We start from the raw sequence: 18,758 nt of genomic DNA on the forward strand, positions 1-18,758 counted from the left end.
GCACCAGGGACCAAGAACCTGTTACGCGTGCTTTTCGATGAGCTGCTTGAGGGTCTCCCGCGGCTGGACGCCAACGACCGACTCGACCAGCTCGCCCTGCTTGAAGAGCAGCAGCGTTGGGATGCTCCGGACGTTGAACTTCTCAGCCACCGTCGGATGCTCGTCGACGTTCAACTTGGCCATCACGGCGCGGCCATCGAACGTCGTTGCCAAGTCCTCGATGACGGGCGCTATCATCCGGCAAGGCCCACACCACTCCGCCCAGAAGTCAACGAGCACCGGGTTCGGTGAGCCGACAACCTGTTCGAAGTTGCTGACCGTCAACGTCTGAATCTTCTCAGATGCCATCAGTGTTCTCCATATGATACGCGGCCCAAGTCTCGTCGGGCCTATTTCTAGGACGCCTTTCCGACACTTCGAGGTTCTAAGCGGCCGCCTCGGCGAGGCGACCCTGCCCTCGTGAGCCCCGATGGAAGCGCCCCTTCTTGTCGTCGGCGTCAGCCGCCCCGGACACCTCGACGCTCGACCCTCGCCCCTTGAAGCTTGAGCCGCTCCGAGCCGTCGCGCTGCGCCAGCCGATAGAGTGCCGTGTAGGCGCGGGCGGACGCCTGCCACGAGAAGTCCCGCAGCATTCCGCTGTGTTGCATGCGCTTCCAATCTGCGGGCGCGTTCCGATACACGCTGATTGCCCTCTGCAGCGCCTCGAGGAGGGCGCGGCCAGTGGCTTCCCGAAAGGTGAACCCCTGCCCTTGGTCGGTCCCCGGCTGGTAGTTCGCGACGGTGTCGCCGAGCCCCCCGGTGGCACGGACCACCGGTAGTGTACCGTAACGGAGACTGTACAGCTGATTCAAGCCGCACGGCTCGAAGCGGGAAGGCATCATGAAGAGATCCGCGCCTGCCTCGATGAGATGGGCCAGCGGCTCGTCGAACCCGATGCGAACGCCAATCCGGTCCGGATAGCGACGCGCGAGATCCCTCCACATCTCTTGGTAGCGCGCCTCGCCCGTGCCGAGAATCACGAAGCTCGCGTCCAGCCCAGCCAGATCGTCGGCGGCCTCCGCAATGAGATCCAGCCCCTTCTGATCCACCATTCGCGAGATCATCGCGATGAGGGGGCGCTCGAGCCTCGCCTCGTCCACCGGAAGAGCGTACGAATCGAGCAGCTTGCGCTTGGCATCCGCCTTGCCGGACATGTCATCTGCGGTGTAGGGCTTGGGAAGAAACGCGTCGCGCGCTGGATCCCAGATCTCCTGGTCTATTCCATTGAGCACACCAAAGAAGTGCTCGCGGCGCTTGCGGAAGACGCCCTCGAAGCCAAACGCAAACTCGTGCGTCAAGAGCTCGTTGGCGTAGCCCTCGCTGACGGTCGTCACCACATCCGCGAAGAGGATCCCGCCCTTCAAGAAACTGACGTGCAGCCAGTATTCGAGCGCGTCGACGTTGAAGAGCGCCCAACCGAGACCGAGCTCCGGGAGCCACGTCGACGGGCACAATCCCTGGTACGCGACGTTGTGAACCGTGAAGACCGTTGCCGCGTGTCCTAGCGTCGGATGGTCCGCGTACTGGGTCCGCAGGTACACGGGAAGGAGACCTGTTTGCCAGTCGTTCGCGTGGATGACGTCTGGCTCGAGGCCCCGGGCGCTCGCGTACTGGAGCGCAGCCTGGGCGAGCAGGCCGAAGCGTCTCGGGTTGTCAGGATAGTCTTGGCTGCCAACGCCGTAGAGATGCTCGCGGTCGAATAGCGGAGGGTGGTCAACGAGCACGGCGCGTGCGCCCGGTCCAAGCGGCTCTTCGTAGAACGCCGTGTCGTAGCGTTTGCCTCCCATCTCGACGGCCAGCCGTAAACGCGCATCGCCCGTGACGGAAACACCGCGATATCTCGGCACGACGAGCGTGACGTCGTGGCCCAGGCTCCCGAGTGCTTTTGACAGCCCCCCTGCGACGTCCGCGAGGCCGCCGGTCTTCGCAAACGGGGTGGCCTCCGACGCGACGAAGAGAATCCGGAGTGGTGGCATTTCAGGGCGCTGCGCCAGAGGGGCTTCCCGTCTCTCGACTGGCGCGGGCGTCCTGGTGGTCGTGGCTCCGGCGCGGCGACGCCCGCCGCGGCGCGCTGGTGCTGGGCGCTCGACGCTCGCAGACGAGCTGTGCGCTGCGGAGCTCGTCTCGCTCGGTGGTGCAGGAACGTTGGTATCGGCTTTCGCGCCGTCGGTCGGCGCAGAGGATCGAGCAGCTCTCCGACGGCGTGTGCCGCTGGATGGGGGATCGGTAGAAGGGGATGACGTTGGTGAATCGTTCTTGCGCGACTTGCTCATGATGGTTTGGCTCGGGCGGGCAGGGTTGACGCTCGATTTAACGCTCGACGCCGGAAGCCTCAGTGTACTTCAGACGGCGCTCGGCCGCATCACGCAGCTGTGACATGACGACGAGGCGCACGTGGCACGCAGCTGCTCTGTGTGGGATGCGACTACGGCTGGGTAGATGTCGCGGTCGTGAGCACGGGCGCGCCGCGCTCGTTCAGCCAGTTCAGGAGGTGCCTTGCCTCGACGAAGCGCCCCGCATTGGACCGGGCGCCGAGCACCACGACGGCAACCGGGTCACCGGTCGGAAGCTTCAGCAACGCGGCAAGGCAATAACCCGCCTTTCGGATGAAGCCGGTCTTCCCGCCCTGCACGTCGACGTCGCCCCCAAGGAGCTTGTTGGTGTTCTTGAGCTTGACCCGTCGCTTGTTGATCCTGAGCCGGTACTCCGGGGTGCGCATGACCTCGGCGATGCGCTCGCTGCCCACGGCAAACGAGATGAGCCGTGCCATGTCATACGCGGAGGAAACATTGGCAGGATCCAGCCCCGACGGATCGGCGTAGTGTGTGCTCGAAAGGCCCAGAGCCGTTGCCTTCGCGTTCATCGCGTCGATGAACCCGCTGTACCCGAGCACGGATTCGCGGGCAATCGCACGGGCGGCGGCGTTGTCCGAGCCAATGAGCATCAAATGCAACAGCTCGTTGACCGACAACCGCTCGCGCGCCCGAAGATAGGTGTGGGATGCGGCGTGGACGTCGGAAGGCGCCACGTCGATCCGGCGCGAGAGATCAGGCTCGCTCGCGAGGACGATGAGCGCCGTCATGACCTTGGTGATGCTCGCAATCGACCGCTGGTCGTCGGCGTTCTCCGCGTAGATGATTTCTTGCGTGACGGGGTTGTAAATGACGGCGGCGGCGGCCCGGACGTCCGGGATCAGCTCACCGTTCGCGTCCCGCCTGAAGCGCCGCTTGCCGGACCGCTGCGATGGCGCCGCGGCTGGCGCGCTGGCAAGCCTGGGCTGGTCCAAGCGAGCTTCGCCGGCGATCTGCACGGCGGGACGATAGGCGGCCTCGACGCCCGCGCCCGCCGACACCACCACACCGCCAACAAGGAAGACGACGGCCCTCGCGGCCCAGACGAATCCAGGTCTACCCATGAATTCACAACCTAAATTGTCAAGAATGTCCCCCGCATGCCCGAGCTGGGAGCCAGGCGTTAGCGAAGTGCCGTCATTCTACCAACTCTGCCGCAGAGATTGCAAGCCCGCTCGTCATATACTCACCTCCCTATGCGCTCGCGTCCCATGCTGCTCATCACGCTCTGCATCGTTCTCTCCGTGGTGGGCGCCACTGACGGGCGACCCGATCCCGCTGCCACCGACCGTCCCAACCTCGTGGTCCTGTTTGCAGACGACCTCGGCTACGGGGAGATCGGCGCCTATGGACAGCAGCGAATCCGCACGCGGCGGATCGATCGGCTCGCCGCCGAGGGCATGCGCTTCACGCAGTTCTACGTCGGGAGCCCGGTCTGCGCTCCATCGCGTGCCACACTCCTCACCGGCCTGCACAGCGGCCACGCGTACGTGCGCGGCAATTTCGAGCTCGGTGGCTTCCGAGACGATGAGGAGCGCGGCCAGCTCGCGCTGCTTCCTCAGACGCCCACCGTGGCCCGTTGGCTTCAGCGGCAGGGGTACGCGACCGGCGCCGTCGGCAAGTGGGGCCTCGGCGGTCCCGGCTCGACCGGCCTGCCCCACCTGCAAGGCTTCGACTCGTTCTTTGGATATCTCGATCAGAAGCAGGCGCACAACTACTATCCGACGCACCTCTGGCGCAACGACGAGCGGGTGCCGCTCGACAACACATACTTCGATCCACACCAACGCTTGAAGGGTGATCCAGACGATTCGACAGCGTATGCGCCGTTTCGCGGTCGTGAGTATGCCGTCGACCGGATGACCGACCAGGCGCTGGCGTTTCTCCGCCAGCACCGCCACGAACCCTTCTTTCTCTACTACGCGCCCACGCTCCCGCATCTTGCGTTGCAGGTTCCCGAAGCAGCGCTCGCGCCGTACGAGGGCCAATTTCCTGAAACACCCTATCGCGGTGACGAGGGCTATCTCCCGAATCGCACACCGCGCGCGACCTACGCCGCCATGATCTCGTACCTCGACACGCAGGTCGGACGGATCGTCGACGAGTTGCACGCGCTCGGCCTTGCGCAGAACACGTTGATCCTGTTCACGAGCGACAACGGCGCATCCGCCAACATCGACCTCGAGTTCTTCCAGAGCCTGGGCGGCCTGCGCGGCCGCAAGGGAGCCCTCTACGAGGGCGGCATCCGGGTTCCCTTCATTGCCTCCTGGCCCGGTCGGATCCCCGCTGGAACCGTTTCCGAGCATGTCGCCGCGACCTGGGATGTCTGGGCGACTTGTGCGGAGCTGTTGGGGCTCCAGGCCCCGCCGACCGACGGGCTCTCGTTCCTTCCGGCGCTGCTCGGACGGGCGGAGGAGCAACGTGCACACGACTTCCTCTACTGGGAGTTTGCCGCCGGTGGCGGGCAGCAGGCGGCGCGCGTCGGGCGATGGAAGGGCGTGCGTGTGAGCCTCAACGAGAATCCGCAGGCGCCCATCGAGCTGTACGACCTCGACGCCGACCCCCATGAGACGCGTGACCTCGCCTCCGAACATCCGGAGATCGTCGCGCGGATGGCGGCAACCATGCGCACTGCGCGCACCTCCTCGCCGGTTGAAGCCTTCAACGTGGTTACGCCGTAGGGTCAAGGGATCAAGGGGTCAAGGGATCAAGGGGTCAAGGGATCAAGGGAGCAAAGGGATCGAAGTCTTACGCCAAGAGGTAAAGGAAAGAAGAACGCCCGCTGTCGCGACCTCCTTGTCCCTAGATCCCTAGATCCCTTGGTCCCTTGACCCCTGAGACGATGTGCTACGCTTTAGCCTTCGATGGACCTTCGACAGCTCGAAATCATCCGCGCCATAGCGGAGGCAGGATCCTTTACCGCGGCGGGCACGAAGCTAAACGTCTCGCAGTCCGCGATCAGTCGACAGATCCTGCTGCTCGAAGAGGAGCTCGGTGAGCCCGTGTTTCTGCGGGTGGGAAGGCGCATTCGGATCACGGCCGCCGGTGAATCGCTCCTGCAGCTCAGTCATCGCGTGTTCAACGACGTGCACGACACGGTGTCGAGCATCACCGACACGCGCCGGTCGTACACGGGACCATTGCGCCTCGCGGGCGGCATGACCGTCAGCCTGTACGTGTTCCCGATCCTGCTCAGAGAGTTCCGTAAGCTCCATCCGGGCGCGGATGTGAAGATCGTCGCGGGAAGCACGGACAAGTGCACGGCGGCGCTCCGCGCGGGCGCTACCGACCTTGCACTGCTGACGCTCCCCATTCAGCACGCAGACCTCGTGACGGTACCCGCGTCCGAAGAAGAGTTGCTGGTAGTGACGGGCCCGAATCACCCCCTCGCCACCAAGAAGCGTGTCTTGCCGCAGGACCTACGCGGTGAATCGTTCGTGCTCTTCGAGCAGGGGTCGAACACTCGGCGTGTCATCGACGAGTTCTTCACCCGCGCGCGCATCGATCCACACGTGGTCACCGACACCGAGAACGTCGAGATCATCAAGGCGTGCGTCCGGGCAGGTCTCGGTATCACGATCATCTCTTACCAATCGGTCGCGCGGGAGATGCAGAACGGACAGTTCTTCTGCGCGCGCATCCACGGTCAGAAGCTGATTCGCAAAACTGGCTGGGTCTACGTGAGGTCGAGCCGTGTCCCCCGAGCGGTGCAGGAGGTTCTCTCGACATTCGAGCGGATCCGCCCCAAGCTGCGGCTGTCGCCGGCTGCGGGCAAGGATCGCGTGGGCTCAGAGCCTGAAGAATGACTTCTGCTCATGGATTGAATGCACACATTCTATTTTCGTTGCGAACGCCGGCAGGCTATCATGAGCGATTATGCCGAGCGAACGAGTTATCAGTATCAGCATCACCGAAGCCGACTGGCGAGCCCTGTTGAGTGTTCAACCCAAGCCGGTTGTCTGGATCAAAGAGCTGATCCACCAGCAGATTGCCCAGGCGCGTGCGGCGAGTGACAAGGTGATGGGGTGACTAGACGATGGGTGACAAGGTGGCCGGGTGATGGGGTGACAAGGTGAAGGAGGGTTTTCGGACGTAGGCAATTGCATCGAACGCAGTGAAAGCCTCGCCCCATCTTCGTCCTGGGTATCGAATCACACCGCGCCTTATCACCCGGTCACCGTGTCACGAGGTCACCCATTCACCCTGTCACCCCCTCACCTTGTCACCCTTGCCCCTATGCCCCTAAACGTCGGCCTTGTCGGCTTCGGAACGGTAGGTACGGCCGTTGCCCGCCTTATCACGGAGCGTCGCGATGGCTTGCTCCGGGTGACGCATGTCTGCAACCGTCACGTTGCGGCCAAGCGTGTGGATTGGCTGCCGCCCGACGTGCAGTGGACCGACTGCTTCGACGACCTTCTCGACTTTCCGGTCGACGTCGTCGTGGAGCTCGTCGGCGGGCTCGATCCGGCCGCAACGTGGGTTGCACGGTCGCTCGAAGCTGGTAAGGCCGTGGTCACGGCGAACAAACAGCTCATTGCCACGCGCGGCGGCGAGCTGCTCGAGCTTGCGTGCCGACATCACACGGAGCTTGCCTTCGAGGCGGCCGTTGGCGGCGGCATTCCGGTCGTGCGCGGCGTGCGGGACGGCATTGCCGGCGATCGGCTGCGAAGCATCGTGGGCATCCTGAACGGCACGTGCAACTTCATGCTCACCCGAATCGAGCACGGCGGCGTGAGCTATGCGGCGGCGCTCCGCGAAGCACAAGAGCGCGGCTACGCAGAGGCCGATCCCAAAGAAGACGTCGATGGGTACGACGCGCGCGCAAAGCTGTGCATCCTCGCGCGCGTGGGGCTCGGCGTCGAGCTCGAGCCGGCGCAGGTGCCGGCCTATTCGATCCACGCGCTCGATCACATCGACTTCACCTACGCCCGTCGGTTGCAAGCCACCATCCGCCAAGTGTCGCGCGTCGCGCTCAGAGCGGACGCGGACGAGCGCCTCGAAGCCAGCGTCGGCCCCGCGCTCGTGCCGCAATCTTCTCCGCTCGCCGCCATTCTCGGCAGCCGCAACATCGTTGTGACGACCGGCGACTATGGGAGCGAGACGCTCTTTGCCGGACACGGCGCAGGCGGCAATCCAACTGCCGTCGCCGTGGTCTCGGATTTGGTGTCGCTCGCGCGGCACGGTGCGCAGCCAGTCAACGTGTGCCAGCGCGGAGCCAAACGTCCCGAGGTGGTGAGCGATACGCAATCGCCCCACTACCTGCGCCTGGTGGTTCACGACCGTCCCGGCATCATCGCAGACCTCGCCCGGGTGCTGGCGGCCCACGCCATCAACATCGACGCCGTCCTGCAAGAGCCTGGCAACCCGAAGAACGCGTTGCCGTTTGTCGTCACACTGGAGCGCTGCCCGGCGTCGACGATGCGCCGCGCGGTGGAGGAAATCACGGCGCTCGACTTCAACGTCCAGCCGCCCGTGTGCCTGCCGATGCTATAAAGAAACGGGGACTGTCCCCGTTTCTGTGCCGAAAATGAACCGGGTACCTTTTTCGTTAGCTGTTCCCGCGTCCATGGGCAACCTTGGGCCGGGCTTCGACACGCTCGGGCTCGCGCTCTCCCTCTATCTCCACGTCCGCGTGACCGATGTTGTCGATGACAACCGCTCGACGCTCACCTGCGACTTCGGCGACGTGGCCCCGGACGGCGAGAATCTCATCGCCCAGGCCTATCGCCGGATGGCGGACCGGCACGGCGCCGGTCCGTCGCTTCGCGTGACGGTTCGCTCGGCCATCCCGATGAAGGCGGGGCTCGGCAGCAGCGCAGCGGCCATCGTCGCCGGCCTGCGACTCTATGAAGCCGTAACGAAGCCGTGTGAGCTCGAGGAGCTCTTGGCGACCGCCGCCGCCCTCGAGGGACACCCGGACAATACGTCTCCGGCGCTCCTTGGCGGTCTCACGGTGAGCTGCGTGGACGAGGCGGGTCGCGTCACGGCCCTGGCGTCACCGTGGCCCGAGCGGGTGCGCGTGGTGGTCGCAACGCCGGAGACAAGGCTCGAGACGAAAGCGGCCCGCGACGTGCTGCCTAGCACGGTGTCGAGATCCGATGCCGTCTTCAACTTGCAACGCGTCGCGCTGCTCCTCCAGGCTGTGCACGCGGGGCGTGTCGATCTCCTACGCACAGCGGTGCAGGACCGGCTGCATCAGCCGTTTCGGACACCGTTGGTACCGGGGCTCTATGACGCACTTCGCCTCGAGGATCCGGCGCTGGTCGGCGTATTCTTGAGCGGAGCGGGGCCGTCGATTTCCGCGCTCGTCGATGGCAATTCCGGCCCCGTGGTCCGGCTGTTCGAGGAGCTCTACAGCCGGCTCGGTGTATCTTGCGTCGTCCGCGACCTGTCCGTTCACCAGCCGGTGCGGCCCTCCGACACGATGCCAGCAATCCAGGAGCCGGTGATTGGTCAGCGCGGCCATACGCGCCAGGCGCCAAAGGCCCTGTGATCGTGCCCGTTGCTATGTCCACGCTTGTTGGTCTCGAGTGTCATCTGTGTCATGCGCGCTTCCCCGCCGAAGCACTCTTCGTGTGCGATCAATGCTTCGGCCCCCTGGAGCCCGTGTATGACTACGAGCGCGCACGTGCCACGCTGACCCGTGATGCCGTCGCGGCACGCCCGAAGAATCTGTGGCGCTATCGCGAGCTGTTGCCGATCGCGGGTGAGCCGCGCACGGGCCTCAACTCGGGGTTCACGCCGCTCGTCAAGGCGGAGCGTCTTGCGGCCCGCCTCGGTGTCCGCGAGATGTACATCAAGGACGACAGCGTGAATCACCCCACGCTCTCCTACAAGGATCGGGTCGTGTCGGTTGCCGCCACGCGCGCCATCGAGCTGGGGTTCACCGTCTTCGGCTGTGCCTCGACCGGTAATCTCGCCAACTCGGTTTCGGCGCACGCGGCGCGGCTCGGATTGAGCTGCTACGTTTTCATCCCGGACGATCTCGAGCCTGCCAAGGTGCTGGGCTCGCAGGTGTACGCGCCCCAAGTCCTCGCCATCCACGGCACCTACGACGACGTGAACCGGTTGTGCACACAGGTGGCCGACAAGCACCACTGGGGATTTGCCAACATCAATCTCCGCAGCTACTACGCCGAGGGTGCCAAAACGGTGGGATTCGAGATCGTCGAGCAGCTCGGCTGGCGCTTCCCACAACATGTCGTTTCGCCGGTTGCGGGGGGGACACTCTTGCCTCGAATTGCGCGCGCCTTTCGCGAGTGTCGTCATCTCGGGTTGGCGTCGGGCGAGATCCCCAAGATGTACGCAGCGCAGGCGGACGGTTGCGCACCGGTGGTGCGCGCCCTCCACGAGGGACTCGAGCATCCGGAGCCAGTGCGGCCGGCCACGATTGCCAAGTCCATTGCCATCGGCAATCCAGCGGACGGATTTCAGGTGCTCGAAACGCTTCGTGGCACCAACGGCTGGGGCGCCACCGCAACCGACGGCGAGATTCTGGACGCCATCCAACTCCTGGCAGAAACAGAAGGAATCTTCACGGAGCCTGCGGGCGGCACGACGGTTGCCGTGGCCCGCAAGCTGATCGAGGAGGGACGCATTGCGCCAGACGAGTCCGTTGTCGTTTGCATTACCGGCAACGGTTACAAAACCTCGGAGCTGATGGTCGACCGCATGGCCGACCCCGTCCAGCTGAGTCGCTCGCTCGGCGATTTCGACAGGTGGCTCGAAGAAGAAGGGGTCAGGGGCCAGGGGGCAGGGGGCAGTATGGTTGGCCCCGCGACGGTGGCTGACGGCCGAGGGCAGTAAGCTTCCTTCGTTGGGAGCCCCATGAATCTCCTGACGCCTATGTCCTGACGCCTGACTGACGCCTGACCCCTGACGCCTGTTCTGATCAAATGCCTCGATTTTCCCGTTCACGTCTCGTTGTGCAGAAATATGGTGGCAGCTCGGTCGCGACACCAGAGCGTGTGGCTGCCGTCGCCGATCGCATTCTCGAGTGCCGTAAGACCCACGATCACATAGTGGTCGCAGTGTCCGCAATGGGCAAGACCACTGACCAGTTGGTCGCGCTGGCCAACAGCGTCTCGTGCAACCCCCACGGCCGCGAGCTCGACCAGCTCTTGGCGTGCGGCGAGCAGATTGCCGTCTCGGTGCTCGGCCTTGCCCTCCAGGATCGCGGTGCGCGGCCGGTGTCACTGACCGCCGCCCAGTGCGGAATTCGGACCGACGGTTCCTTCAACAACGCCCGCATCCACCAGGTCGAGACCCAGCGCGTTCTTCGCGAGCTCGAGGCTGGACGAATCGTCATCGTGGCCGGCTTTCAGGGGGTGACCGATGGCCACGAAATCACGACGCTCGGCCGAGGTGGTGGCGACATTACCGGCGCGGCCATGGCGGCCGCGCTGAAAGCGCCGGTCTGCGAGATCTGCACGGACGTCGATGGCGTCTACTCAGCAGACCCCAATGTCGTGCCGAATGCGCGGTTCATCGAAGAGCTGAGCTATGAGGAGTGCATCGAGCTCGCCGCGAGCGGTGCGAAGGTGCTGCACCCCCGAGCGGCCGAGATCTGCATGCAGGAAGGAGTACCCATCCACGTGCGATCGAGCTTCCACACGAGGCCAGGCACCTGGGTCCGGGGAGGAGCCATCAAGATGGAAGAAGCGGCTGTCGTCGGAGTCACAGCAGACAAGAAGGTTGCGAAGGTCACGCTGCTCGACGTACATGACGAGCCGGGCGTCGCCGCAAAGGTCTTCAAGGACCTGGCGCAGGCCAGCGTGAACGTACGTCTCATCATCCAAGCGGCGGCGACGCACGACCGTAATCGCATCACGTTCACGGTCGATCTCGATAGCGCACCCGCCGTGCGGGCGCTCGCGCCAACCTGGCTCAAACGCAAGATCGCCGGCGAGGTCCTGGTGGAGACAGACGTCGCGAAGATCGCCATCGTCGGGTCACGCATTGCGTCGACGCCAGGCTTGGCCGCGCGGATGTTCGAGGCGCTGGCCACACATCGCATCAACATTGACTGCATCAGCACGTCGGAGATGAAAGTCTCCTGCGTGATCAGCGCCACGCAGCTCGACGAGGCAGTCCGCGCGATTCACGAGGAGTTCTTCGGCAAGCGCAAGCCAAGAGCGAGCGGCGCTGCGACGACAGCCTCGTCCCGCCGCCGAAAGGCTTCGTGACCGATTACGCTATTGCGACGACGTTTCTTCAGGGCGAAGCGTATAAGAGCTACGGTGCCACACGTTGACGTTCTTTCGGTTGACGTTCACTTCGATGCGCCGTAGCCGCTGTGTCGGATCAGGATTGGACGTGTAGTACCCGAGGACGTAGTAGTCGCTGGTCTCGTTGTCGATCCGCTTGAGTCCCTTCTCGAAATCGTTCTGATTGACCACCGCAAAGCCGCCGGTCTCTTCGGCGATCACGCGTAGGCTGTCCTGCGACTTGCGGATGTAGTCGTTGAACTCCGTCATGTCCACGTTCTCGTCGAGGTCCGGCATCCCCACGAGACCGCGCGGATCGATCGTGTACATCGTGACGTTCGCCCGGTTGCACGCGCGTGTGAGCTCCGCAAGCTCGCGCACCAGATCGGCATCTGCGAACTGCTGTCCCTGCCGGCGATAAATTGCGGTCGGATCTTCGGGATTGATGTCTTCACCATCGTAGACGCCGCCGGTAGACCCGCCATACCGCTCGTACTGATACTTGAGGCGGCCTCGTGGGAACGGATCGAAGTCGTATCCGTTGCTCACATAGACGAACGCCTTCCGTCGATGCTGAATCTTCTCGAACTCACGGACCAAATCGTAGGCCGTCGAGAAGGCAACGTGCGCCCGGTAGCGGATCTCCGAGGGTCCCTGTGCGCCCTCGGGACCTTCGACGATCTCGTTCGGCCGCAGCGCCGAGCCGCTGATCCGCTCGATGGCGTCGTCCAGTCGCTTGTGATCGTATGTCGGGTCGATAGCCAAAGACGAAGGACCGGTGGAGACAATGGCAAACATGTCGCCTTCGTGGATGAGTGTGGTCGAGATCTTCTTGAAGAGCTCGCGGATCCGGCCCGTGTTCCGAAAGTCGAGGTGGAGGTCGTCGACAAACAGGATGAAGATTCGACCCGCCGCGTCGTTGGTGGGCGCGCTTGTCGGGAGGAGGAGCCCTTCTTGCGGCGGCGGAGGCGGCGGCTCCAAGAGATTGTAGTGCCGGCCACCGTGCACGAGCGTGAATGACACGATCTCCTGCTCGACGCCGTCCTCGAGGACCTCGAAGTCGTCCTTCTTGAGATCCGCAATGAACTGACCATTGCGACTCTCGCGGGGCTGGACGTCTTGGAGAACCATCGTCACGCCGGTTCGGAACGTCGGGTCTTGCTTCTGCCCTTCGCCCCCGGCCCGCTCTTGTCCCCCGGGCTGCTGCGGCTTCCGCTCCGGCTTTTGCCCTGGCTTTTGCCTTGGCTTCTGCGCCGGCGCTTGACCGGCCGCCGGCGGCTTGGCCTGGGCCGCTGGTTGCGGCGCCTCTCCCAGACCTCCGCTCCATTCCCCGCCGGACGACTGCACGCCGCTTCCCGCGGCGAGGACCAGACACGTAACTACAGCGGACACGGCGCGTGCGAGGAACGACCTTGTCATGGTTCGTTAAGTTTACTCCGAGACTTCAGACGCCGGCGAGACTTCCATGGCCGCGCGGCGCCGTGCGGATCGCGGTCGACGACGAGCGCGCGCATTTCGGCGGGCACGCGCTGGATCCTGGTCGGCGCCACGCTGCTCCGCCCCTCGAGCGCCCTGGTCCGGGCGTCCCCTTCGCTCTGACTGGTCTGCCGAGCCTCGAGCGGCGCGAGAAACATCCAAATCGGCGACGGCGGCTGATGGCGCTGCGCTGCCCGCTTTCGCCGCCGGTCCTGCCAGCTCCGGCAGTGTCGCGGTCGTGACGGTCTGCCAGAGCGCCTGCCAATCGAATGTGACGTCAGGAAAGTGTCGCTCGATCTCGCGCCGGCTCGCCTCATCCAGCGGAGACCGTCCGGCGCCCTTCGCCGCGGACGAGCTGCGAAACCAGTAGAGAACGCGCGGGCGGCCGTGGTCGCCATCCCGCCCAGGTTGACACAGGGAGAGGTGCTCGATGCCGCGCTTGTCGCGCAGAATGCGCAGAAACGGCAATGTAAACCCTTAACGTCGCTTTTGCGCCCGCACGGTCTTGGCCCGCCGCGTCCCGGTGGTCTTGCGAGCCGGCGGAGTTTTCCGCGCGGCAGCGGCGCGGGCGGGGCGTTCAGCCCGGCCCGTGCGGCGTGTGACCGCCTTGGCGGCGCGCTTTACCGTGGCCCGGGGCGTACTCTTCGTCTTCCCAGACGGCTTGGCCGCGCGGGCGGGAGCGCGTGCTGGGCGCTTGGCCGCCGACTTGGCGCGCACCGGCTTGACCGCCGCCTCGGCCGTGCGTTCACCTGCGGCCGGCGCCCGAGTCACTTGGGTGAACCGAATCTGATCGCCGAGCGTGTGATAGCTCCAGATCTCCGACGGCGCCACGCGGAATGCGGTACACAACCGGCGCGCCGTATCGACCGAAGCAGCAGGCACGTACAAGTAGAAGCGTGCCTTGGCTTTACTGAAGGCGACCCACTGTGAGAGCGCTTCCAGGTGGTTGACCGATTCGCCCGTCTCGACCTCGACGATGGCGTGTGGCTTGCCTCCGTCGGTCGGCGTCAGAATCAAGTCGGGATAGAGCGGTGTCTCGCGAAGCCGAATCGATGCTGCGCGTTCCTCACCGGTGTTGATTTCCACGGCAAAACGGCGACGCCACCGCGTCTGCAGGAACCGGATCACACGGTCATGCTCAACCTGTTCTCGCACCGGCCGGACGAATATGGCCACTCCGCCTCCCACGGGAAAACGCTTGCTGCGGCATCGGAACACGCCAAATACGAGATGGTAACATGGAAGCGGTTGGCCGTGCTAGCAGCGCCCGAGGACACAGTCAGGCAGGGCCTGCGGTTCGCGACAAGCCGACAGCACTTGACTTAAGTAGTTTTCCTTCAAACACTTGAATCAGCAAAACCACTCGAATCGATTCCTGCGCGCCTGCAGACGGCAGCCGGTGGACGCAACGCCTGTATGGTTCATGCGCCAAGCCGGGCGTTACATGGCAGAGTATCGGGCGCTGCGCGAGAAGCACTCGTTGTTGGAACTCTGTCAAACGCCCGAACTTGCCGCAGAGATTACGCTCCAACCGCTGCATCGCATCGAGGTCGACGCCGCCATCTTGTTCTCGGACCTCTTGTTGCCGCTCGCGCCGATGGGCTTGCCTTTCGAGTTCGTCCACGGCGAAGGCCCTGTCGTCCACACGCCGCTCAGGACCCAGGAGGACATCGACCGCTTGCGGCCGCTCGACCCCCGCGCCGACCTGCCGTTCGTCCTCGAAGCCGTCCGGCTCGTGAAGCAGGAGCTCGACAGCACGCTGCCACTGATTGGGTTTGCCGGCGCACCGTTTACCCTCGCCTCGTACGCGGTGGAGGGGGGCCCTTCCAAGACCTTCGCTCGGACGAAGGCGCTCATGTACACGGCGCCGGAAGCCTGGCATCAGCTCTGCAGCAAGCTTGCCGACGCAGCGTCTGCGCTCCTCGACGCTCAAATATCTGCGGGCGTGGATGCTGTCCAGCTCTTCGATTCCTGGGTTGGTCAGCTCTCGGCGCGTGACTATCGCGAGTTTGCCCTTCCTCACACGCGCCGGGTTTTCGACGCACTCGGGGGACGGGTGCCGACAATCCATTTCGGCACCGGGACTTCTGCGCTGCTCGAGACGATGCGCGACGCTGGTGGAGACGTGATTGGCGTGGACTGGCGGGTGCCGCTCGACGAGGCCTGGATGCGGATTGGGTTCGATCGGGCCGTGCAAGGCAACCTCGATCCGACGCTGCTCCTCGGATCGCGATGGCGGATTCGCGAAGGTGCGGAAGATGTGCTTCAGCGGGCGGCAGGTCGTCCTGGCCACATCTTCAACCTGGGCCATGGCATCCTACCGACCACCCCACCGGAGCATGTTCAGATGCTGGCGCGGTTCGTTCACGAAGCATCGAGTAGGGAAGCCCTAGATCCCTAGATCCCTAGATCCCTTTCCCCCTATGCCCCGTGTAATCGTCGTCGGTGGCGGCATCGCCGGCCTGGCGGCCGCCTACGAGCTCACGCGACGCGGCGTGGACGTGCGGCTGCTCGAAGCCGCCGATCGCCTCGGTGGTCTCATTCGGACCGACGTCGTGGAGGGCTTCACGATCGACGCCGGCCCAGACGGCTTCCTCGTTGGAAAGCGCGGCGCTGTCGCGCTCTGCGAGGACCTGGGAGTGATGTCGCGTACCATCGGCACGTCTCTGCCACGCGTCGCGTATGTGCTCCGCCGCGGCCGTCTTCACCCGCTCCCGAACGGGGTGGCGCTTGGCGTTCCCACGAATCTGGCGTCGCTTGCAACCACTCGCTTGCTCTCTCTTCGCGGGAAGCTGCGCGCGGCATGCGATCTCATCCTCCCCGGCTCTCTTGCTCCGGGCGCCGCAGATGAGTCGATCGGCTCCCTGCTTCGTCGGCGACTCGGCCGGGAAGCCGTAGACTGGCTCGCGGAACCGATTCTCGGTGGCATCTACGGCGGCAATATCGACGAGCTCTCCGCTCGTCTGGCGTTGCCGGGGTTGTGGCAAGCGCTGACCGAACGAAGAAGCATCGTCGTAGGGATGCGAGCAGGCAGGCATCTTCCTCCGGCCGGCGGCGCGTTTCGCTCCTTCCCGGGCGGTATGGTCGAGCTCGTCCAGGCGATCGTGGATGCGCTACCTCCCGGCTCGATCCAGTGTCGTGCCCACGTCACAGGGGTCACGACTTCGCCTGATGTCACCGTGATGCTGGCCTCCGGCGCGCGGATGAGGGCCGATGGCGTCGTGCTCGCCGCCCCTGCCCACGTCGCCGCTGAGCTCCTCGAATCGGTGGATGCCGTTGTCGCAGACCATTGCCGCAGCATCCCGCACACCTCTCTAGCATCCGTCGCGCTCGCGTATCCGCGCTCCTCGGTAACGCACCCCCTGGCTGGCAGCGGGTTTGTCGTGCCCGCGCTCGAGCACGATTACCCATTGACCGCAGCGACATGGGTGTCGTCGAAGTGGCCTGGCCGTGCGCCCCACGGCTTTGTCTTGCTTCGCGCTTTCTTCGGCGGATCACGCGGCCCTGACTTGGTCGACCTCGACGACCGAACGATGGCGGCACGCGCGCACGAAGCGTTGTCGCCACTCCTGGGCATCGTTGGCGACCCAACGCTGACGCGGGTGTATCGGTGGCGACTTGCAAGCGCGCAACACACCGTGGGCCACGGCGTCCGCGTCGCTGAAATTGCCGCGCGTCTCGGCAAACACCCTCGCATCACGCTCGCGGGAAGCGGCTATCGCGCCCTGGGCATTCCTGACTGCATTGCCGACGCAAGGGCCACGGCGAGGGGGGTGGCGGATCGCTTAGCAAGGGGCAGCGGGTGACACGGTGACCAGGTGACACGGTGACAGGTGAACGGGTGGTTCGGAACACTCTCGGCCCAGATCGAACAACGGGAAGCATGGCCATCACGTGACCCCAAATGTCGAGTTGCCCTGTCACCCTCACCCTGTCACCCTGTCACCCCCTCACCCCCTCACCCCTCGCCCGCAACGCCCTGCCCCTCGAACCTCCCATGCTGTATGATTCTCCGCCGTGCCGGTATGGGTACACTGCACATCATTGGAGTTCCGCTCGACCTCGGCGCCGGGCGTCGTGGTGTGGACATGGGGCCCTCGGCACTCCGCATTGCCGAGATCGGCCCTCGCCTGTCCGCGATCGGACACCTCGTGGTCGATCACGGCAACGTCGATGCCCCCACGCCTGAAACCAAGGACAGCGGCGAGCCGACCAAGAAATACATCGGGGAGATCGCTGCGGTCTGCGAGACCCTGTTCGAACAGTCACTGGCGGCGTTATCGGAAGGTGGCGTGCCCCTCCTTCTCGGCGGAGACCATAGCTTGGCCGCTGGGTCGGTGGCCGCGTCGGCAGCCTTCGCCAAGCGGTCCGGAAGGGCCATCGGCCTACTCTGGATCGACGCGCACGGCGACATGAACACGCCGGAGACCAGCTCGAGCGGCAATGTGCACGGGATGCCGCTTGCGGCGCTCGTGGGTCCCGAGCCGGCGGAGCTTGCGCTTCTGGGCGGGTTCAGCCCCAAGGTGCAGCCGGCGCACACCGTGTTGATTGGCGTCCGCAACCTGGACGAATCCGAGAAGCGACGGATCCGATCGTCCGGGATTCACGTCTTTACGATGAAGGACATCGACCGGCGCGGAATCGCCTCTGTGATGGAGGAGGCACTGGCCCTGGGCAGCAGTGACACGGCAGGGATCCATGTCTCACTCGATCTCGACGTCTGCGATCCTTCGATTGCCCCCGGTGTCGGCACGCCCGTCCGGGGCGGCCTCGTCTACCGAGAAGCACACACGCTCATGGAGATGGTGGCCGACTCGGATCGCCTCCTCGCGCTCGATATCGTCGAAGTGAATCCAGTGCTGGATGTGCGCAACCAAACGGCGATCCTCGGCGCCGAGCTCGCGAGCTCGGCGCTCGGTAAGAAGATCCTATGATGGAAGTTCAACCATCAACCCCAGGGAGGTCACATCGATGCTAGTCAACACCCGATTTGCCACAGCGCTCCTCGTCGGCTCACTCGCGCTTGCGTCTGCGCCGGCGGCTGCGCAAGAGGTCGAAGAGGTCCATCCCGGCAAGGGCGGGAGCCCGCACGAAGCGCACACCTGGACCGTGGGCGATGCCACCATCAAGATTACGTATGGGCGTCCGAATCTGAAGGGGCGCGATCTCGACGAGCTCGTCAGTGAGTCAGCTCCGGACGGCCCGGTGTGGCGCACCGGCGCTGATGAGGCCACCACGCTCGACGTGAGCCAGGGGCTCAAGATCGGTGACCTGAGCGTACCGGCGGGCACCTATACGCTCTACACGCTTCCCGGGGAAAGCGACTGGCAGCTCGTTGTCAGCAAGCAGACGGGCCAGTGGGGCACGGAGTATGACGAAGGCCAGGATCTGGGCCGCTCCCCAATGACCAAGGAGACGCTTTCCGAGCCGGTCGAGCAGCTCACCTTCAAGGTGGACGAAACAGACGCCGGCGGCACGCTGGCGATCGAGTGGGGCACGACACGGGTGTCCGCACCGTTCACCGTCGGACAGTAACGCGCGTGCTGGTTCTTGGTTCTTGGTCCTTGGCCCTTGGTGCGGGGGTGCAGCAGCGCCCACGCGCCAAGGGCCTCGCCGCACCAGGGACCAAGAACCTCGAACCAAGAACCAAGAATCTTCTTCCCATCGCCGCGCTCCTGCTGCTGCC

At 64.7% G+C, this 18,758-nt stretch carries 17 protein-coding genes; 11 read left to right on the top strand and 6 right to left on the bottom strand.

All coding sequences use genetic code 11. The annotated features are described in order from the left end of the window. Positions 1 to 21: 21 nt before the first annotated feature. Both trxA and glgA read right to left on the bottom strand, forming a co-directional pair. Entirely contained in the window at positions 22 to 348 is a 327-nt protein-coding gene (gene trxA, locus GEV06_09220; protein MPZ18078.1) for a thioredoxin, read from the bottom strand. Between the two features lie 149 nt (positions 349 to 497). Next, positions 498 to 2,015, bottom strand: coding sequence for a glycogen synthase GlgA (gene glgA / locus GEV06_09225; GenBank protein MPZ18079.1), 1,518 nt, complete (start codon positions 2,013 to 2,015; stop codon positions 498 to 500). Positions 2,016 to 2,076: 61 nt separating this feature from the next. Here glgA and GEV06_09230 point away from each other — a divergent pair, with 61 nt between their 5' ends. Beyond that, a complete protein-coding gene (locus tag GEV06_09230; GenBank protein ID MPZ18080.1) occupies positions 2,077 to 2,415 on the top strand; it encodes a hypothetical protein in 339 nt (112 codons plus the stop codon). 49 nt (positions 2,416 to 2,464) lie between these two features. On the opposite strand, the gene GEV06_09235 is transcribed toward GEV06_09230, so the two are convergent. Continuing rightward, positions 2,465 to 3,454, bottom strand: coding sequence for a peptidase S11 (locus GEV06_09235; GenBank protein MPZ18081.1), 990 nt, complete (start codon positions 3,452 to 3,454; stop codon positions 2,465 to 2,467). A 132-nt stretch (positions 3,455 to 3,586) separates the two neighbouring features. On the opposite strand from GEV06_09235, the gene GEV06_09240 reads away from it, so the two are divergent. The 6 genes from GEV06_09240 to GEV06_09265 all read left to right on the top strand — a co-directional run bounded on the left by GEV06_09240 (position 3,587) and on the right by GEV06_09265 (position 11,575). Then, the gene (locus tag GEV06_09240; protein ID MPZ18082.1) at positions 3,587 to 5,071 is read left to right on the top strand and encodes a sulfatase-like hydrolase/transferase; all 1,485 of its coding nucleotides are present in this window, start codon (positions 3,587 to 3,589) and stop codon (positions 5,069 to 5,071) included. A 183-nt stretch (positions 5,072 to 5,254) separates the two neighbouring features. Beyond that, complete coding sequence (locus GEV06_09245) at positions 5,255 to 6,196, top strand: LysR family transcriptional regulator (GenBank protein ID MPZ18083.1); 942 nt, start codon at positions 5,255 to 5,257, stop codon at positions 6,194 to 6,196. 430 nt (positions 6,197 to 6,626) lie between these two features. Continuing rightward, complete coding sequence (locus tag GEV06_09250) at positions 6,627 to 7,883, top strand: homoserine dehydrogenase (protein MPZ18084.1); 1,257 nt, start codon at positions 6,627 to 6,629, stop codon at positions 7,881 to 7,883. A gap of 34 nt (positions 7,884 to 7,917) precedes the next feature. After that, the gene (gene thrB / locus GEV06_09255; GenBank protein MPZ18085.1) at positions 7,918 to 8,883 is read left to right on the top strand and encodes a homoserine kinase; all 966 of its coding nucleotides are present in this window, start codon (positions 7,918 to 7,920) and stop codon (positions 8,881 to 8,883) included. Positions 8,884 to 8,897: 14 nt separating this feature from the next. Next, complete coding sequence (locus GEV06_09260; protein ID MPZ18086.1) at positions 8,898 to 10,196, top strand: threonine synthase; 1,299 nt, start codon at positions 8,898 to 8,900, stop codon at positions 10,194 to 10,196. A gap of 89 nt (positions 10,197 to 10,285) precedes the next feature. Next, positions 10,286 to 11,575: an aspartate kinase gene (locus tag GEV06_09265; GenBank protein ID MPZ18087.1), complete on the top strand. Its 1,290-nt coding sequence runs from the start codon at positions 10,286 to 10,288 to the stop codon at positions 11,573 to 11,575. Positions 11,576 to 11,584: 9 nt separating this feature from the next. Here GEV06_09265 and GEV06_09270 read toward each other — a convergent pair whose 3' ends face one another. From GEV06_09270 to GEV06_09280, 3 genes are read right to left on the bottom strand one after another with little or no spacing between them, the layout of a single operon-like run. Then, positions 11,585 to 13,015, bottom strand: coding sequence for a VWA domain-containing protein (locus GEV06_09270; protein MPZ18088.1), 1,431 nt, complete (start codon positions 13,013 to 13,015; stop codon positions 11,585 to 11,587). Between the two features lie 12 nt (positions 13,016 to 13,027). Continuing rightward, positions 13,028 to 13,540, bottom strand: coding sequence for a hypothetical protein (locus GEV06_09275; GenBank protein ID MPZ18089.1), 513 nt, complete (start codon positions 13,538 to 13,540; stop codon positions 13,028 to 13,030). A gap of 9 nt (positions 13,541 to 13,549) precedes the next feature. Continuing rightward, positions 13,550 to 14,248, bottom strand: coding sequence for a hypothetical protein (locus tag GEV06_09280; GenBank protein MPZ18090.1), 699 nt, complete (start codon positions 14,246 to 14,248; stop codon positions 13,550 to 13,552). Positions 14,249 to 14,417: 169 nt separating this feature from the next. Here GEV06_09280 and hemE point away from each other — a divergent pair, with 169 nt between their 5' ends. The 4 genes from hemE to GEV06_09300 all read left to right on the top strand — a co-directional run bounded on the left by hemE (position 14,418) and on the right by GEV06_09300 (position 18,607). Continuing rightward, positions 14,418 to 15,473: a uroporphyrinogen decarboxylase gene (hemE, locus tag GEV06_09285; protein MPZ18091.1), complete on the top strand. Its 1,056-nt coding sequence runs from the start codon at positions 14,418 to 14,420 to the stop codon at positions 15,471 to 15,473. 22 nt (positions 15,474 to 15,495) lie between these two features. Continuing rightward, positions 15,496 to 16,878 carry a protoporphyrinogen oxidase gene (gene hemG / locus GEV06_09290; protein MPZ18092.1) on the top strand — a complete coding sequence of 461 codons (1,383 nt, stop codon included), beginning with the start codon at positions 15,496 to 15,498 and terminating at the stop codon, positions 16,876 to 16,878. A gap of 219 nt (positions 16,879 to 17,097) precedes the next feature. Beyond that, positions 17,098 to 18,006 (top strand): arginase, encoded by a 909-nt coding sequence (gene rocF / locus GEV06_09295; protein ID MPZ18093.1) that lies wholly within the window; start codon positions 17,098 to 17,100, stop codon positions 18,004 to 18,006. Beyond that, positions 17,936 to 18,607 carry a DUF2911 domain-containing protein gene (locus tag GEV06_09300; protein ID MPZ18094.1) on the top strand — a complete coding sequence of 224 codons (672 nt, stop codon included), beginning with the start codon at positions 17,936 to 17,938 and terminating at the stop codon, positions 18,605 to 18,607. The genes rocF and GEV06_09300 overlap by 71 nt, the downstream gene beginning before the upstream one ends. Positions 18,608 to 18,758: the final 151 nt, after the last annotated feature.

It is taken from the genome of Luteitalea sp., assembly GCA_009377605.1.
Taxonomy (GTDB): domain Bacteria; phylum Acidobacteriota; class Vicinamibacteria; order Vicinamibacterales; family Vicinamibacteraceae; genus WHTT01.

Excerpts from the sequence above, each read along its gene's own strand:
- trxA (MPZ18078.1), bottom strand. The coding sequence starts at position 348 with ATGGCATCTGAGAAGATTCAGACGTTGACGGTCAGCAACTTCGAACAG.
- glgA (MPZ18079.1), bottom strand. The coding sequence starts at position 2,015 with ATGCCACCACTCCGGATTCTCTTCGTCGCGTCGGAGGCCACCCCGTTT.
- GEV06_09235 (MPZ18081.1), bottom strand. The coding sequence starts at position 3,454 with ATGGGTAGACCTGGATTCGTCTGGGCCGCGAGGGCCGTCGTCTTCCTT.
- GEV06_09240 (MPZ18082.1), top strand. The coding sequence starts at position 3,587 with ATGCGCTCGCGTCCCATGCTGCTCATCACGCTCTGCATCGTTCTCTCC.
- GEV06_09245 (MPZ18083.1), top strand. The coding sequence starts at position 5,255 with ATGGACCTTCGACAGCTCGAAATCATCCGCGCCATAGCGGAGGCAGGA.
- GEV06_09250 (MPZ18084.1), top strand. The coding sequence starts at position 6,627 with ATGCCCCTAAACGTCGGCCTTGTCGGCTTCGGAACGGTAGGTACGGCC.
- thrB (MPZ18085.1), top strand. The coding sequence starts at position 7,918 with ATGAACCGGGTACCTTTTTCGTTAGCTGTTCCCGCGTCCATGGGCAAC.
- GEV06_09260 (MPZ18086.1), top strand. The coding sequence starts at position 8,898 with ATGTCCACGCTTGTTGGTCTCGAGTGTCATCTGTGTCATGCGCGCTTC.
- GEV06_09265 (MPZ18087.1), top strand. The coding sequence starts at position 10,286 with ATGCCTCGATTTTCCCGTTCACGTCTCGTTGTGCAGAAATATGGTGGC.
- GEV06_09270 (MPZ18088.1), bottom strand. The coding sequence starts at position 13,015 with ATGACAAGGTCGTTCCTCGCACGCGCCGTGTCCGCTGTAGTTACGTGT.
- hemG (MPZ18092.1), top strand. The coding sequence starts at position 15,496 with ATGCCCCGTGTAATCGTCGTCGGTGGCGGCATCGCCGGCCTGGCGGCC.
- rocF (MPZ18093.1), top strand. The coding sequence starts at position 17,098 with ATGGGTACACTGCACATCATTGGAGTTCCGCTCGACCTCGGCGCCGGG.
- GEV06_09300 (MPZ18094.1), top strand. The coding sequence starts at position 17,936 with ATGTGCGCAACCAAACGGCGATCCTCGGCGCCGAGCTCGCGAGCTCGG.